Here is a 16,470-nt window from a genome sequence, read left to right as displayed (position 1 = left end):
TCTCAATACATGATTAATGAGTTTTACATTTATCTAAGATTCCTTCTTCTTTAAGAACCTTTATTAATGTTTCGCCCATATCTGAAGGTGTAGGAGCAACTTGAATTCCGCATTCATTCATAACGCGAATCTTCTCATCAGCTGTTCCTTTACCGCCTGAAATGATCGCACCTGCATGGCCCATACGTTTTCCTGGAGGTGCTGTACGTCCTCCAATGAATCCTACTACAGGCTTAGTCATGTTGGCTTTAACCCATTCAGCAGCTTCTTCTTCAGCAGTACCGCCGATTTCACCAATCATGATGACAGCATACGTATCTTCATCTTCATTGAATGCTTTCAATACATCGATAAAGTCTGTTCCGTTTACAGGATCTCCACCGATCCCCACTGCCGTTGACTGACCGATTCCCGCTTGGGAAAGTTGGTGAACTGCTTCATACGTAAGTGTACCAGAGCGTGAAACAACCCCTACATGACCTTTCGTATGGATGTAACCGGGCATGATCCCGATTTTACACTCTTCAGGAGTGATGACTCCTGGACAGTTCGGTCCTACAAGGCGTGTTTTCTTGCCTTCCATATAACGCTTAACCTTCACCATATCCAGTACAGGGATATGTTCTGTAATACAGATTGCCAAATCAAGCTCGGCATCTACCGCTTCCATGATTGCATCTGCTGCAAACGGAGCAGGAACATAGATGACGGATGCATTTACGCCAGTTGCTTTCTTTGCTTCTTCAACTGTATTGAAAACAGGTACGCCTTCAACCTCAGTTCCGCCTTTTCCAGGTGTTACACCTGCCACGATTTGTGTACCGTATTCAAGCATTTGCTTCGTATGGAAAAGAGCTGTTGATCCTGTAATCCCTTGTACAACAACCTTGGTATTTTTATTAATAAATACGCTCATTAGTCCCCCGCCTTTCTCAGCCTACTTGCTCAACGATTTTTTGTGCGCCGTCCGCCATAGATTCAGCTGCAATGATATTCAATCCTGATTTATTAAGGATTTCTTTCCCTAAGTCAACATTTGTACCTTCAAGACGAACCACAAGTGGAACTTGAAGACCGATTTGCTTAGCTGCTTCTACAACACCTGTTGCAATAACATCACATTTCATGATTCCACCGAAGATATTGACGAAAATACCTTTAACGTTTTCATCAGAAAGAATGATTTTAAATGCTTCTGTTACCTTTTCCGCTGTAGCACCGCCCCCAACATCAAGGAAGTTAGCGGGATCTCCGCCGTAATGCTTCACGATGTCCATCGTTGCCATGGCAAGACCGGCTCCGTTAACCATGCAACCGATATTTCCGTCCAGGGAAATATAGCTTAGGTCATATTTAGAAGCTTCAATTTCTTTTGCATCTTCTTCTTCAAGATCGCGTAATTCAATCACATTTTTTTGACGGTATAATGCATTTGAATCGAAGTTGAACTTCGCATCCAATGCCATTACGTCTCCATCACCTGTTACAACCAAAGGATTGATTTCGACAATAGAAGCATCCTTTTGGACGTACACGTTGTAAAGACCCATCATGAACTTAGCTGCTTTTCCAACTAGTTTTTGAGGGATATTGATATTGAATGCAATACGTCTCGCTTGGAAACCTGTTAATCCAACAACTGGATCAATGTACTCTTTAAAGATTTTTTCCGGTGTTTTTTCTGCTACTTCTTCGATTTCCGTTCCGCCTTCTTCAGATGCCATCAGGACAACTTGGGAAGTCGCGCGGTCGAGTACCAGACCTACGTAATATTCTTTCTTAATATCACAGCCTTCTTCAATAAGTAAGCGCTTTACTTCCTTACCTTCAGGACCTGTTTGGTGAGTTACTAAAGTTTTACCGATTAACTCATCTGCATATGTACGCACTTCGTCCAGGCTTTTAGCGATTTTCACTCCGCCAGCTTTACCTCGACCACCTGCATGGATTTGGGCTTTCACTACATACACGCTGGAATCTAATGTCTTCGCCGCTTCTACTGCTTCTTCAGCTGTAAAAGCCACTTTACCATTTGGTACGGATACCCCGTAATTTCTGAGGATTTCTTTACCTTGATATTCATGGATATTCATTTTCCATCCTCCTATCAAACTCTTCAAAAAATAGACTGCGCTTTCATTGTATAAAATGACAGTATATCTGTCTACCATTATGCTAAAAATATTATATTAATTTTAAAATTCTGAACTTAAGATAGTAGAATTACTCCATATGTTCCATTGTTTTTGAAGGGTTTATCCTTGAAATTATTATTCTTAAAAAATATAATTCGCTATTCTATTTCGTGCTCATACCGTTTAGTGACATGAAGTATATTAGATTGGCAAAGAAATTATCCCTTCCCCGCTATATCCCGATCTAAGCGATAGATGAAAGCAAAAACCTCCGCTACAGCGCCATATAATTCTTCAGGTATTGATTCCCCTATATCCAGGTTCCCAAGAAGTGAGAGTAAGCTCTTGTCTTCTTGTACAGGTATTTGATGGTCTTTTGCTTGAGCCAAAATGTTTTCAGCAATGATTCCCTTCCCTTTAGCAAGGACCTTTGGAGCTGATTCACTACTTTGATTATAGCCTAAAGCAATCGCTTCTTTTCTTTCATGAGGGTTTTTCATATCTTTAAATCAATTCCCGAAAACGTTTTAAAGCGTTCTGCCATGATTTTATCAGAAAGCTCAACCTGCTTATCCGGAGCTTTCACCTTTACCATAGATAGTTGATAGTCCAGCTTCTCCAGACCTTCTTTTAATCCAGGAATAAATGATCTGGACATTCTCTCTACGTTTGGGTGGTCATTCCAAACGGTCAAGGAGACCACTCGGTTTTGAACCTGCATATCGATTAATGTCTCTTTCATGATATCCAGCTCTAAATAAAATAAAACCCGGCAGTAGTCTCCATCAATCACACCTTTTTCTTTCTCTTTACCTGTCCATTGAAGGGTGATATCGGTGCTCTGTCCAAATAAAGAAAATGGGAATTGTTGTACGATTGTCAGAAAAGGAGAACTCTCCTGTGATTGAAGCACCTGGTGGTTCATCTTGAGAACAAGATCATCGGCTAGCATTCGAATATCGGAGAGTGGGTGATTTTGACTTAACCCGATGAGATGCTGCTTAATTGTTGGATGATTTTGAAGCTCTTGCCCATTTTTTTGTAACTGAGCTTCCAAGTTAATCCCAAACGTTCCAATAACTTTTTTCAACACCCTTGCCAGTTCTTCTCCCCGAATCGTCTGAGTGAGTTCTTGCTCTATCTGTAGGTGAAGTTTTTGAAACAGCTGTTCCATGTTCGATGCAGGTGCGCTTCTTCCATAGGATTGCAAGAGCCTCATATAGTTCATCTCAATGGACCGCCACTTTCCCTCTCCAACTACTCCCATCAGCTCTTTAGCTGCCACAAAGGAAGGTTCGTCCCTTTCTCCATTTAGTACAGTTTCCGAACTCAATATAATATCCATCCATTTACCGATATGAGTACCAGAGAGTCTATGAATTTCCGGACCCATGCCGGTAGTCGTAGATAGTAGCTGATTCAGGTCATTCCGAAGCTTTACGGGAGCTGGACCTGGATGATTGGCCAATTGGGTTCTTAGAAGATCTATCTTTCTTTCCCACTGCCCCTGTGAAGACTGTGTCAGTTCTTCTACAACCGTTGTCTTTAACCCTTTCCTCCATTGATTCATGGGGATTTCTTTCGGAAAGACTCCTAGTGATTTCAATAGATCGAAATGGCCTAATCGATTAGAGAAGGTTTGGGAAGTATCAACTAAACGGGATAATGCAGTTATCACAAGTCTTTCTGACGCCAGCCTATTCAACGGTTTCTGGATCCCTGTAAGTAAATTGAGTGTGGCCATGTCCATTCCAGTCCCGCTTAACTTTGAAGCCAGCTCATTTAACTTGGATAAAATGCCGCCTGTTGAAGTTCCCGATTTCATGGAGAGAAAGACCCTGTCAGAAAGCGGCATATTCCTCTTAGCCATTTCAACCAGGGTTTTCACACTTTCTGATGAATCTTTCCCTTTCAAATGTTTCTCTCCGAATACTAGCAGTTCTTTATGAATGGGAATGTTTTTTTTCATTAGCTCCATAACAAATTCGTTCATTTCTTTGCCATTTGTTGATATGGAAAAATGCTGTAATAGATTCGCTGCTGCTTGCTTTCCATTTTCCACTCCAGTTTGCCCACGGTTTGGGATTAGATGTAGACTTACATTACTTTCAGATTGTTTCACTTCTACCCAATAACGTTCTCCAGCTTCCATTGGTGCTTCAATTTTCGCAATAAACCGTTGTCCATTGGCTGACACCACTGCATTGCCCTCTCCTAACAGCTTATGGACGCTGATAAATAGAACTTTTCCACTTTGAATGGAAAAGGGCCTTTGTTCAAGGGGCTGTTTACTGTAAATACCATGAATATGGGTCATATCCCTGTCTCCCGTTCATTGTGAATCATAATCGTTTCAGTGTTTATACAGTCCATCCGGCTGCTATTCTATAGCAGCTCCTTCACAGGTGCAAAGCTCTTTCGATGAATGGGGGTCACTCCTAATTTCTCCAGCCCGCCTAAGTGATCCTTTGTGCCATATCCTGCATTCCTCTCAAACGCATATCCAGGATAGGTGCTGGAATACTCCTTCATCAGTCGGTCACGTGTTACCTTGGCAATGATGGAAGCTGCGGCAATGGATATACTTTTCGAGTCGCCTTTAATGATCGACTGACTCGGAAAGGGCGATTGAATTTTCATCGCATCGATCAGTAAATACTCAGGCTGAACCAGCAGGCTGACGATTGCTTCACTCATAGCCTTTTTTGTAGCCTCATAAATATTTATGGAATCAATTTCATCCGCATGTACCATTCCTACTCCAACAGATATTGCATGTTCCCTGATGTATTCATAGAAATCCTCTCTTCTTGCTTCTGTTATCTTCTTGCTATCATTTAATCCCGCCAAATAGAAGTCATCGGGCAGTATGACGGCAGCCGCCACCACAGGACCTGCAAGAGGACCTCTACCTACTTCATCGATTCCTGCAATGAGGGTGAATCCCTGTTGATGAAGTTCACGTTCATATTGAGTTAGGACGGTAAATTCTTCTCTTTCCTTCTCTCGTTTCATCTGCTCGCGTTCAATCTGTTTTAAAAGTTTTTGGACACCAATTCTTTCGTCCTTCTTCAACTCATCAAGAATCGGATCATGAGCAGAAGCAGACTTGATGATTTCCCTTATTTCTTTAATGGTCATATGTACTGTATTCACATTGCTCCTCCTATTTATATCGGATGTACTTCACATAAATAAAGAGGCTGCGCAAAAGAGATTCCCCCTTTTTACAGCCTCTTTTTTATTCGCTCTCTCTCTCAGTCTCACCAATGATATCAAACGTCATGGGTCCTAATTGTACATTTCGAATGTCACGGACGATAAGTTCAGATGTCTTGTCATAATTCACTTCTCCACCAGCCATCAGACAGCCTCTTTTAGTTCCAATTTCATTAAAGCTATCCACTACTTCTTCAGGTATTTCTTCAAGGCCGTAGCGCTCTTCTAATCGGTCTGGATAGTGCTCTTCAAGAAATCGCAAACCATAAACGGCGATATCCTGTAAATTCAGGATGGTATCTTTAATGGCACCGGTCAATGCCAGTTTATATCCAACTTGCGGATCTTCAAACTTAGGCCATAAAATACCCGGCGTGTCGAGTAGTTCAAGCTCTTTCCCCACTTTGATCCATTGCTGGGCTTTTGTCACTCCAGGAGTATTTCCTGTTTTCGCTATATTTTTCTTAGCCAGGCGATTGATTAATGTGGATTTCCCTACGTTAGGAATACCGACAATCATGGCTCTTATGGCACGAGGTCTCATTCCTCTCGATTTCATGCGGTCGAACTTTTCTTTTAATATTTCTTTAGCGGCTTGAACTATGACTTGAAGTCCTTTGCCAGCCTGTGCATTTACAGCAAGAGCTGTTATTCCTTGCTCTCTAAAATAAGAAATCCACTGATTCGTTCTATTTTTATCTGCCATGTCTGCTTTATTTAACAAAACAAGTCGCGGCTTTTGTCCAATAATTTCTTCTATCATTGGATTTCTTGACGATAACGGTATTCTCGCATCTACTAATTCAATCACAATGTCTACAAGTTTTAACTTCTCAGTAACTTGTCTACGAGCTTTAGCCATATGCCCTGGGAACCATTGTATTGTCATATGACCACCTCCAAACAACTTTTTTCTATTATTTCACGAAACCTATATCTTTAACAGGCCAATAGATCACTTTTGTATCACCAATCACTTCTTCCATTGGAACTGTACCGATGTGACGACTATCTTTACTGAAACGGCGATTGTCACCCATCACAAAAATTTCCCCTTCTGGAACAGTGCCTTTTTCAATGATATCATTCAAAGTGAAATCTTCTGTTAATACACCATCATTTAATTGATCTTTATACTCTTGTAAATATGGCTCAGTATACGCTTTTCCATTAATATATAATGTATCATTTTTGTACTCTACTTCATCCCCCGGGAGCCCGATGACACGTTTGATATAATCCTTTTGTTCAGGTGCATGGAAAACGACGATATCAAATCGCTCCGGCTCCCCTAATTTACTCACAATCATTCGATCTCCATTATGTAAAGTAGGCATCATTGATAATCCATCGACAACAATGGGTGCAAATAAAAAGAATCTGATAATTGCAGCTAAACCTACTGCGATCAACAGTGCCTTCATCCACTCCCACCACTCATTTTTCTCTTTAACCACATCTCCACCACCCAATGTATTTTTCTATCTTTTTCTATTCTACTAGAAATTCTTGTATTTCTCATTTAAAAAAAGGTGGCTTCATTAAAATAGGCAGTCCGTCTGTGGGACGTTTCATTTATTACACAACAAGAAAAGGTCTTCTAGAATAAGGAAAAGGAGCTTGTCTCCAAGCTCCTTTTCTTACGTTCTTATCGAATTTCTTTAATACGTGCCGCTTTACCACGCAGGTTACGCAGGTAATAAAGTTTCGCACGACGGACTTTACCGCGACGAATAACTTCTAATTTAGCGATTTTTGGTGTGTGTACTGGGAAAGTACGTTCAACACCTACACCGTAAGAAATTTTACGAACAGTAAATGTTTCGCTGATACCGCCACCGCGGCGTTTGATTACTACTCCTTCGTATACCTGAATACGTTCACGAGTACCCTCAACGATGTTAACGTGTACACGTACTGTATCACCAGGACGGAAAGATGGTAGATCAGAGCGAAGTTGTTCTTTCGTAATATCTTCGATTAATTTGTGCATCTTTTTCAACTCCTTCCAACAGATGCTCTTACAAAAGCGATAGATTGCAGCGGAACATCGGGATCAATGGCAACAGGGGATAACCCCTCAAGCCACAAAGAATATAATATCACACAGACAACCAGGATGCAATAGCCTATTTAGACTTTCTCCAATCCTCTATCCAGGCTTTTTGTCGATCTGTGAGTGTATAGCTTTCTAATAGATCCGGTCTTCTTTCAAAGGTTCTTCTCAGACTCTCCTTCTCTCTCCATTCATCTATCAGACGATGATTCCCTGAGATCAGCTCATCTGGTACCTTCATCCCCCTAAAGTCCGACGGCCGGGTATAATGGGGATGCTCAAGGAGTCCTGATGAGAACGAATCCTGAATGGGTGAATCCTCATTCCCAAGCACCCCAGGAAGCAGGCGAACTACACTATCGATGACAACCATGGCGCCAAGTTCACCACCAGTTAATACATAGTCTCCAATCGATATTTCGTCCGTTACAACATGCTCCCTGATACGCTCATCGTAGCCTTCATAATGACCGCATATAAATACGAGATGTTCTTCCTTAGCAAGTTTCTCTGCCTTTTGCTGTGTATAGCGTTCACCCTGCGGGCACATCAGGACGACCCTTGGCTTTGATTGTTTCTCATTCCTTAAGGCATCGACCGCATCAAAGATAGGCTGTGGCTTCAATACCATCCCGGCTCCTCCACCATAAGGATAATCATCAACTTGATTATGTTTATTATCAGCGTATTCTCTGAAGTTAATTACATTGTAGCTTACGGCTTCTTTTTCGTAAGCCTTCTTAAGAATCGATTCACCAAAGATCCCCTCGAACATAGCTGGGAATAGAGACAGGACATCAATCCTCATCATGACAACAAGCCTTCCATCGGTTCAATCGTAACGAGCTGTTTCTCTATGTCGATCGTCTTCACGATATCCTCTATGTAAGGGATAAGGTATTCTTTCCCTCTTTGACCCTTCACAACCCATACGTCGTTCGCTCCCGGGCTTAGAATCTCTTTTATGGTCCCAAGCTCTTCCCCGGCAGTTGTTAAGACCTTACAGCCAACGATTTCGTGGAAATAGTATTCTCCTTCTTCAAGTTCCTGTAATTGGTCTTCCTGTACCTTCAGGATACCCTCTTTAAACTTCTCAACCTCATTGATATTTTCATACCCTTCGAAGGTCAATAAATCAAAGCTCTTATGATTTCGATGAGATTTGATTACGAGACTGATCGGTTCTTGGTTTTGACCTTGAAACAAATAAAGTGTGTTCCCTTTTTGATATCGCTCCTCAGGAAAATCTGTCGTAGAAACGATCTTTAATTCTCCTTTAACTCCATGGGTATTGACAATCTTAGCTACATTAAACCACTTTTCCATCAATTTCACCTCTTGCCTCAACGAATTTCTTTCACAATACCATCTTCAATAATAATTGTCTTAGAAAGTGCTTCTTCTTCCCAATTGTCACCAACTTGAATGTCAACCATACCTTGGACTTCCTTTTCCTTTAGCTCGCTTCCAATAGGAAGGATATTTAACTGCTCGATTTGGAAATCCAAGAGCTTGATCTTTTCAGCCCGCTCATTCAATTCTCTTTCGAAGTGCTGGTTTAATTTATGAGAAGGGTATTTCTTACCACGTTCAATCTTTTTCATTTCGAACTGTAACTGATCGCTTTCCTTGGCTAAATGAAATTTTTGATTTTCATATCGTTTCATTAACAGATCCTTACTCTTTTCTGTTAACACCTGTTTAATCGTAATCGTATGTATCACATTCAACAGTTCTTCCTCCTCCTTCTATTCACCCCACGCTGTCGTACTATATCCTTAGGGTGTTCTCTTGGGGGAGTGTTGGATTGTGCAGGTCTTTCTTTAGATCATGCAGCATAAGCCTATGAAAAAGGGGACTGACGTCTTAAGGCTATATAGTAACCTTTGTGGGTCAGTCCCCTGATTCTATAGAGTCGGTGTTCAAGGTCTTAGGACCCTTTCGTGTAAAGAGCCAAATGTCGGCTTCCTTACTCCACTATCTCTAAGAAGATTTTCTTCTGTTGTGAAGATCCTGCTGCAGCGTATACTACAGTTCGAATCGATTTAGCTACTCTCCCTTGTTTCCCAATGACCTTCCCCATGTCTTCAGGATGAACAGATAACTTATAGGTTATGCCGTTCGTTCCTTCATCAGTTTCGATGTGGACTGAGTCTGGATGGTCAACTAAGGGTTTCACAATCGTTAGAATAAGATCCTTCATCGATCTAATCGATTACTTGCTGTTTTTAGCATTGTGGAATTTTTCCATAATGCCTTGTTTTGAGAATAGGTTACGAACTGTGTCAGATGGTTTAGCACCATTGGATAACCATTTAAGAGCCAACTCTTCATCAATTTTCACTTCAGCTGGTTTAGCAACCGGGTTGTAAGTTCCAACTGTTTCGATTTGACGTCCATCACGTGGTGAACGAGAATCTGCAACTACGATACGATAGAAAGGAGATCTTTTTGATCCCATACGTTTTAATCTGATTTTTACTGCCATTATTAAAGCACCTCCGAATAGTTTCACACAAGTTAGTATAATATCAAATGTGTATTTTGTTTGTAAAGTGTTTTTTCTTAACAGTTCAATTTTTCTTTTGAAAAACCGAACGAATTGCTTACATAAATGGGAATTTCATCCCTTTTTTCTTACCTTTTCCTTGCATCCCACTCATTTGTTTCATCATTTTCTTCATGTCCTCGAATTGTTTGAGAAGTCGGTTTACTTCTTGAATGGACGTTCCGCTCCCTTTCGCAATTCTTTTACGACGCGAAGCATTGATGGTTTCCGGATGAATTTTCTCATCCTTCGTCATCGATTGGATGATTGCCTCAACATGACTGATCTGCTTGTCATCGACTTGAATCTTATCCAAGCCCTTCATTTTGTTTGCTCCAGGCATCATTTTCAGTAACTCATCAAGTGGGCCCATTTGCTTCACTTGACCTAATTGCTCCAGGAAATCATCAAAAGTGAAAGACATGGTACGCATTTTTTGTTCAAGTTCTTTGGCTTTCTCTTCATCAACATTGGCCTGAGCTTTCTCAATAAGGGAAAGAACATCTCCCATACCAAGGATCCGTGATGCCATGCGCTCAGGATGGAATGCTTCTAACGCATCCATCTTCTCACCCATCCCAACAAATTTAATTGGTTTTTCAGTGACTGAACGGATGGATAAAGCGGCCCCGCCTCGAGTATCACCATCAAGTTTTGTCAGGACAACACCCGATATGCCAAGATCCTCATTAAAGCTTTGGGCAACATTAACCGCATCTTGACCTGTCATGGCATCCACTACGAGGAATATCTCATCTGGATTTGAGAGTTCTTTAATTTCTTTCAACTCTCCCATTAGGTTTTCATCAATGTGAAGTCGACCTGCTGTATCAATCAGAACATAATCGTGATGTTCTTCTTTTGCCTTTTCGATGGCTCTTTTCGCAATTTCAACCGGACTCACCTGATCTCCCAGTGAAAACACAGGTAGGCTTAGTTGCTTCCCGATGGTTTCTAACTGCTTAATGGCAGCGGGACGGTAAATATCTGCAGCCACCAATAGTGGTTTGCGGTTATGTTTCTTTCGAAGCAGGTTCGCAAGCTTTCCAGTGGTCGTCGTTTTACCTGCACCTTGCAAACCAACCATCATAATGACAGTCGGAGGACGTTTTGCGACGGCAATCTGACTTTGTTCGCCACCCATCAAGTTTGTAAGCTCTTCCTGAACAACTTTAATGACCTGTTGTCCTGGTGTAAGACTCTTCATGACTTCTTGTCCGACAGCCCGTTCACTTACTTTCTTGACGAATTGCTTCACCACTTTAAAATTAACGTCTGCTTCCAAAAGAGCAAGACGAACTTCACGCATCATCTCTTTAACATCCGCTTCTGAAATCTTTCCTTTTCCACGGATTTTTTGTATTGTACCTTGCAGTCGGTCGGCTAATCCTTCAAATGCCATTCATGCCGCCTCCTAATCCAATATTTCAAGATCATCAATGAGTTTTAAACAATGAGAAGAATCGATTGATGATTCCCCTATTTTTTGTCTGAGTTGATCAAGAATCTCGTTGCGTTCTTGAAATTTATTAAATAATAAAAGCTTTTCTTCGTACTCCTCGATCATGGCCTCTGTTCGTTTAATGTTATCATACACTGCTTGTCGACTAACATTATACTCTTCAGCGATTTCCCCTAAAGAGAAATCATCCAAATAATAGAGGGACATATAGCTTCTCTGCTTAGGAGTTAACAAAGATTGATAAAAATCGTAGAGATAATTCATTCTGGTCGTTTTCTCCAGCACGGATATCCCTCCTTGTTAAGTGAAAAACCTTTACATATGAAGAATACAGTGTTTACGGGTGTTTGTCAAGAATACTTATGGATTTTTCATAGAGAATATCCCAAACTCCCTACACAAAAGTAGAGTAACCTGCAAGACGACTTCTTAAAGTCTTCCAAACAGGCTACCCTATCGATTCTTGAATCTATTCTTCTTCTTTATCAACCAGGTTTGAGAATAAGCCGTATACATACTTTTCAGCATCGAAAGGCTGGAGGTCGTCCATTTTTTCTCCCAGACCTACAAATTTCACAGGGATTTCAAGCTCGTTTCTGATCGCAAGGACAATACCACCTTTTGCTGTACCATCGAGCTTTGTCAGGACGATTCCTGAGACATTTGTTGCTTCTTTAAAGGTTTTCGCTTGCACCATGGCATTTTGACCTGTGGTCGCGTCAAGAACGAGTAATACTTCGTGGGGGGCTCCTGGAACTTCTCTTTCAATCACCCGCTTCACTTTTTCAAGTTCTTTCATCAGATTCACTTTATTTTGTAATCTTCCTGCTGTATCACAAATAAGAATATCCGCTTTTTTTGCTTTAGCTGATTGAACTGCATCAAACATGACCGCTGCCGGATCGCTTCCTGCAGCTTGCTTAATGACTGGAACTCCTACACGCTCACCCCATACTTCAAGCTGTTCGATCGCTCCTGCACGGAATGTATCACCTGCTGCAAGTACCACATTCTTACCTTGTTCCTTGAACATATGAGCCATCTTCCCTATGGTCGTCGTCTTTCCTACACCATTCACTCCGACAAACAGCAAAACCGTCAGCTGATCATCTTGAATGTTCAGGCTGCTGTCCTCATCACGATCTCCTTGGTAGATTTCAACAAGCTTCTCTGAAATGACTGATTGAACATCTTGAGTGTCTTGAATATTCTTTCGCTTCACTTCAAGCTTTAGTTCGTCTATCAGTTCCATGACCGTATCAAACCCAACATCCGCTCCGATCAGGATTTCTTCCAGCTCTTCAAAGAATTCTTCATCCACTTTGCGGTATCTCGCAACCAGGTCATTGACCTTTGTTGTAAAGTTATTTCTCGTTTTACTTAGTCCATCTTTGAATTTATCTGATACGTTGTCACTCGATTGTGTAAATTTATCTTTAAGCTTCTTAAAAAAACTCAACCTTTCACACCCCACTCATTAAGTTTCTAACAATTCCTTTGTTTCTTGCAGTCTGACTGATACTAATTTGGACACACCGGATTCCTGCATCGTTACACCGTACAGCACGTGGGCTTCTTCCATTGTTCCTTTACGATGGGTAATGACGATGAATTGTGTTTCGTCACTGAATTTCTTTAAATATTGGCTGAACCTCTGTACATTTGCTTCATCAAGAGCTGCCTCTACCTCATCCAGTATACAGAATGGCACGGGTCTGATCTTGAGGATTGAAAACAGCAGGGCAATGGCCGTTAAGGCTCGTTCTCCCCCGGACATCAGCCCAAGGTTCTGCAGCTTCTTCCCTGGAGGCTGGGCTACTATATCAACCCCCGTATGAAGGAGATCAGATGGGTCAGTCAGCTTCAACTGCGCTCTTCCCCCTCCAAACAATGCTCTAAATACCCCTTCAAATTCCACTTGAATCGCCGTGAAGGTTTGATCAAAGCGTTTGATCATTTCTGTGTCCATCTCATTAATGACCAGAAAAAGAGTGTCCACCGCTTCCGTCAGATCATTCCTCTGCTCTACTAAAAATTCGTATCTTTCCTTCACTCGTTCATATTCATCAATGGCACCGAGATTAACGGTTCCCAGTTCTTCCAAGGCCAATTTCACAAGTTTCACTTTCTTTCTCGCTTCTTCGACCCCAATCATTAAGGGATAATCTGACTTAGCCGCTTCAAACGAAAGCATATACTCATCACGTAAATGATCAAGTCTATTTTCCAGTTCAACATCCAGACGATTGATTTTCACTTCCTCGTCCCTTAAAGCTCCTACCAACCCTTTATGCTGACGCTTTAATTCTTTCAACTCGAGCTCCTCGTCTTCGACCGTATGTTGAAGATTCAAGCGCTCTTCCCGTCGTAAAGAAATCAAATTTGAAGTTTCTGATTTTTGAACCGAACACTCTTCAGCCTTCTTCCCAAGCTGCTCTTCTCCTGAAAAATTATCCTTCATTTCAGTCTGCAGCCACTCCAAATCATCTTGTAAAGTCGACTTTCGCTTGTTTGTATCGACGATTGTTTCCTGCACACGAATTAATTGATTACGACTGTTCACCAATTGCTCGTTTCGTGCGGCCAGGTTTGCTTTTATATCACTGATTTCATTCAATAAAGCATCCTTGGACGTTCGTTCACTATTCTTTTGGAGAGTAAGCTCGCTAATCTTTTGATCGAGCCTTGTAATATCTTCTCCTATTCCTTCCAGAGACGCTCTTAATTCTTTCGTTCTGGAATCATGCTTTTCTTTAACCGACGTAAAGTCTTTTTTCTCCAAATCATATAGTGAAAGCCTTTCATCCAGATTCTGCTGGGATAATTCATTTTCACGAAGCTTTGAAAGAAGCTCTTGCTCCTTGAGTCGCAAACGCTCTCCTTTCACCCTCATTTCTTCCAGCTTCTTCTCTCTGAAGCTGCTTTCTTCTTTCAGTGATTTCACTTGAGATTGAAGATGTTCAGTCTGGTCTTCCATCGTTGCAAGCTTTTCTTTCATTTCTTCAAGCTCACCTTTTCTGGAGAGAAGCGAGTTTTTCTTCTGCTTCACGGTACCACCGGACATGGACCCGCCGGGATTCACCACATCTCCGTCCAGGGTCACTAGACGGTATCGATATTGTATAAGCTTAGCGATTTCATTTGCTCCCTTTAAATCCTTCGCGATGATCACATTTCCAACCAGGTTCGAAATCACCATCTGGAAACGCTGATCATAATTCAGCAAGTCGGTTCCAACTCCTATAAAGGAAGGATAACCCTTCAGCATATTTTTTTGACTATCGGGTATCGATTTCCCTTTGATGACATTCATCGGTAAGAAAGTAGCACGGCCGTATTGGTTCTTCTTTAAGAAAGCAATGGCTTTTCGGCCATCTTCTTCAGTATCAACCACGATATGCTGCATGGAGGCTGCCAGAGCTGTCTCTATTGCCGTTTCATATGATTTAGGTACGGTTATCAGTTCCGCCACCGCTCCTTGAACCCCGGTTAACTGACCGTCACGTTCCTTTAGGACTTCTTTTACACCTTGGAAGAAACCTGTATAGTCGTCTTCCATTTCCTCAAGCATTTCTTTCCGGGATTTCGCCTGTTGCAGAAATTGAAAAGCTTGATATAGGGTTTTTTCTTGCTTTTCATATTTGGCCTTCACCGACTCAAGCTTTTGCTGTTCCTCACGATAGAAGAATATGTGCTCATCTATTACCTCTTTTTGCTCCTGCAGCTCTTTCGAAAGTTCTTTGTGACTCAGATGCAATTCATCACGCTGAATCACATACTTTTCATTTTCTGCTTCTAATCGGCCGCTTCGATTGGATTGCTGCTCCAGCTGCTGTTCAAGGTACTGAATTTCATTTTTGGCTGACGCCTGCTGATTCAGCTTTTCAATGTAATCACTTTTGAAGGATTCTATTACATCTTCAATATTTTCATTGTAATGCTTAAATTGATTCTGTTTCGTTATGAGCAGCTCTTTCAGTTCCTTCACGACTGAATCGATAGACTTGAATTCCATTTCTACTTTTTCTTTTTCAGAAGTCAGTTGTCTAATTTGTTCCCCTGCTTCTTCTATCGATTGTATCAATTGAGTTTCGTTGGAAGAGGAATTTTTCTTCCGTTCCACTAATACTTGCTTCCTACCCTCAAGTTTCTCCAATTCTTCACTTGTAGCGAGGAGCACTTCCTGAAGATTTGAAATCGACTCATCAAGAGCCGCAATTTTATCACGGGTTTGGGTCAGAACGGCTTCTTTCTTTTGTATACGGGTGGAAAGTGCCAGTTCTTCTTTTCCATGATGTTCAAATTCTTCACTAAGCCTTTCCCACTGCTTATGTAAATCCTCAATATCATAGACCGTCAATGCGACCTCGAACTTCTCCAGCTCTTCTTTTTTCTCCAAATAATCACGTGCCATCGAAGCTTGAATTTTAAGGGGTTCTACCTGCCCTTCCAACTCATGAAGAATATCATTCACACGATTAAGATTTTCCTGTGTTTCGAATAACTTATTCTCCGCCTTTTTCTTCCGTGTTTTATACTTCAATACCCCGGCTGCCTCTTCAAAAATGGTTCTACGTTCTTCAGGCTTACTATTCAGGATTTCCTCCACTTTCCCCTGACTGATAATGGAGAACGCTTCTTTCCCTAAACCTGAATCCATGAATAATTCAATGATGTCTTTCAATCGACAAGGTTGCTTATTCAGTAAATACTCACTATCTCCAGAGCGGTACACTCTTCTTGTAACACTGATTTCACTGTAATCAATCGGAAGGGTACCGTCTTCATTATCCAGGACAAGGGTTACCTCTGCTATGTTAAGGGCTTTTCTTGAATCACTCCCGGCAAATATAACATCTTCCATTTTCGATCCGCGCAGACTTTTCGCTGATTGCTCACCCAGTACCCAGCGAATCGCGTCTATAATATTGCTCTTCCCACTGCCGTTTGGTCCGACAACGGCTGTAACACCCGGGACAAACTCCACGGATATTCTTTCTGCAAAAGATTTAAACCCCATTACTTCTAGTTGTTTGAGGAACATCTTCTT

17 protein-coding genes are annotated in these 16,470 nt (G+C 41.4%); all 17 read right to left on the bottom strand.

From position 1 onward, the window contains the following. Window positions 1-13 precede the first annotated feature (13 nt). On the bottom strand, window positions 14-916 hold the full coding sequence (sucD, locus tag ACIFOD_RS09935) for a succinate--CoA ligase subunit alpha (protein ID WP_430314467.1): 903 nt from the start codon (window positions 914-916) through the stop codon (window positions 14-16). Between the two features lie 16 nt (window positions 917-932). Then, window positions 933-2,093, bottom strand: a complete 1,161-nt coding sequence (gene sucC, locus ACIFOD_RS09930; RefSeq protein WP_113968235.1) for an ADP-forming succinate--CoA ligase subunit beta — start codon at window positions 2,091-2,093, stop codon at window positions 933-935. A gap of 260 nt (window positions 2,094-2,353) precedes the next feature. Then, entirely contained in the window at window positions 2,354-2,635 is a 282-nt protein-coding gene (locus ACIFOD_RS09925; protein ID WP_113968236.1) for an EscU/YscU/HrcU family type III secretion system export apparatus switch protein, read from the bottom strand. Beyond that, window positions 2,632-4,452: a hypothetical protein gene (locus ACIFOD_RS09920; protein ID WP_430314466.1), complete on the bottom strand. Its 1,821-nt coding sequence runs from the start codon at window positions 4,450-4,452 to the stop codon at window positions 2,632-2,634. The genes ACIFOD_RS09925 and ACIFOD_RS09920 overlap by 4 nt, the downstream gene beginning before the upstream one ends. Window positions 4,453-4,520: 68 nt before the next feature. Next, entirely contained in the window at window positions 4,521-5,276 is a 756-nt protein-coding gene (locus ACIFOD_RS09915) for a ribonuclease HII (RefSeq protein WP_430314696.1), read from the bottom strand. 100 nt (window positions 5,277-5,376) lie between these two features. Next, complete coding sequence (gene ylqF / locus ACIFOD_RS09910; protein ID WP_430314465.1) at window positions 5,377-6,243, bottom strand: ribosome biogenesis GTPase YlqF; 867 nt, start codon at window positions 6,241-6,243, stop codon at window positions 5,377-5,379. A 28-nt stretch (window positions 6,244-6,271) separates the two neighbouring features. Next, window positions 6,272-6,811 carry a signal peptidase I gene (lepB, locus tag ACIFOD_RS09905; RefSeq protein ID WP_113968239.1) on the bottom strand — a complete coding sequence of 180 codons (540 nt, stop codon included), beginning with the start codon at window positions 6,809-6,811 and terminating at the stop codon, window positions 6,272-6,274. Between the two features lie 191 nt (window positions 6,812-7,002). Continuing rightward, on the bottom strand, window positions 7,003-7,347 hold the full coding sequence (gene rplS / locus ACIFOD_RS09900) for a 50S ribosomal protein L19 (RefSeq protein ID WP_032088854.1): 345 nt from the start codon (window positions 7,345-7,347) through the stop codon (window positions 7,003-7,005). Between the two features lie 136 nt (window positions 7,348-7,483). After that, window positions 7,484-8,218 carry a tRNA (guanosine(37)-N1)-methyltransferase TrmD gene (gene trmD / locus ACIFOD_RS09895; RefSeq protein WP_430314694.1) on the bottom strand — a complete coding sequence of 245 codons (735 nt, stop codon included), beginning with the start codon at window positions 8,216-8,218 and terminating at the stop codon, window positions 7,484-7,486. Next, window positions 8,218-8,736 (bottom strand): ribosome maturation factor RimM, encoded by a 519-nt coding sequence (gene rimM, locus ACIFOD_RS09890; RefSeq protein WP_430314464.1) that lies wholly within the window; start codon window positions 8,734-8,736, stop codon window positions 8,218-8,220. Before rimM ends, trmD begins: the two co-directional genes overlap by 1 nt. A 17-nt stretch (window positions 8,737-8,753) precedes the next feature. Further along, on the bottom strand, window positions 8,754-9,140 hold the full coding sequence (locus ACIFOD_RS09885) for a YlqD family protein (RefSeq protein ID WP_324748073.1): 387 nt from the start codon (window positions 9,138-9,140) through the stop codon (window positions 8,754-8,756). Between the two features lie 239 nt (window positions 9,141-9,379). Further along, window positions 9,380-9,613 (bottom strand): KH domain-containing protein, encoded by a 234-nt coding sequence (locus ACIFOD_RS09880; RefSeq protein ID WP_113968243.1) that lies wholly within the window; start codon window positions 9,611-9,613, stop codon window positions 9,380-9,382. Between the two features lie 12 nt (window positions 9,614-9,625). Further along, window positions 9,626-9,898 carry a 30S ribosomal protein S16 gene (rpsP, locus tag ACIFOD_RS09875; protein ID WP_113968244.1) on the bottom strand — a complete coding sequence of 91 codons (273 nt, stop codon included), beginning with the start codon at window positions 9,896-9,898 and terminating at the stop codon, window positions 9,626-9,628. A gap of 118 nt (window positions 9,899-10,016) precedes the next feature. Next, complete coding sequence (gene ffh / locus ACIFOD_RS09870) at window positions 10,017-11,360, bottom strand: signal recognition particle protein (protein WP_397551722.1); 1,344 nt, start codon at window positions 11,358-11,360, stop codon at window positions 10,017-10,019. 12 nt (window positions 11,361-11,372) lie between these two features. Next, window positions 11,373-11,705 carry a putative DNA-binding protein gene (locus ACIFOD_RS09865; RefSeq protein ID WP_113968246.1) on the bottom strand — a complete coding sequence of 111 codons (333 nt, stop codon included), beginning with the start codon at window positions 11,703-11,705 and terminating at the stop codon, window positions 11,373-11,375. Window positions 11,706-11,889: 184 nt separating this feature from the next. After that, window positions 11,890-12,879 carry a signal recognition particle-docking protein FtsY gene (gene ftsY / locus ACIFOD_RS09860; RefSeq protein WP_430314463.1) on the bottom strand — a complete coding sequence of 330 codons (990 nt, stop codon included), beginning with the start codon at window positions 12,877-12,879 and terminating at the stop codon, window positions 11,890-11,892. 18 nt (window positions 12,880-12,897) lie between these two features. Next, the gene (gene smc / locus ACIFOD_RS09855; protein ID WP_430314462.1) at window positions 12,898-16,464 is read right to left on the bottom strand and encodes a chromosome segregation protein SMC; all 3,567 of its coding nucleotides are present in this window, start codon (window positions 16,462-16,464) and stop codon (window positions 12,898-12,900) included. Window positions 16,465-16,470 lie beyond the last annotated feature (6 nt).

The organism is Rossellomorea sp. NRS-1567, assembly GCF_050467885.1.
GTDB lineage: Bacteria > Bacillota > Bacilli > Bacillales > Bacillaceae_B > Rossellomorea > Rossellomorea aquimaris_C.
This window is presented reverse-complemented; position numbering and strand designations above follow the sequence as displayed.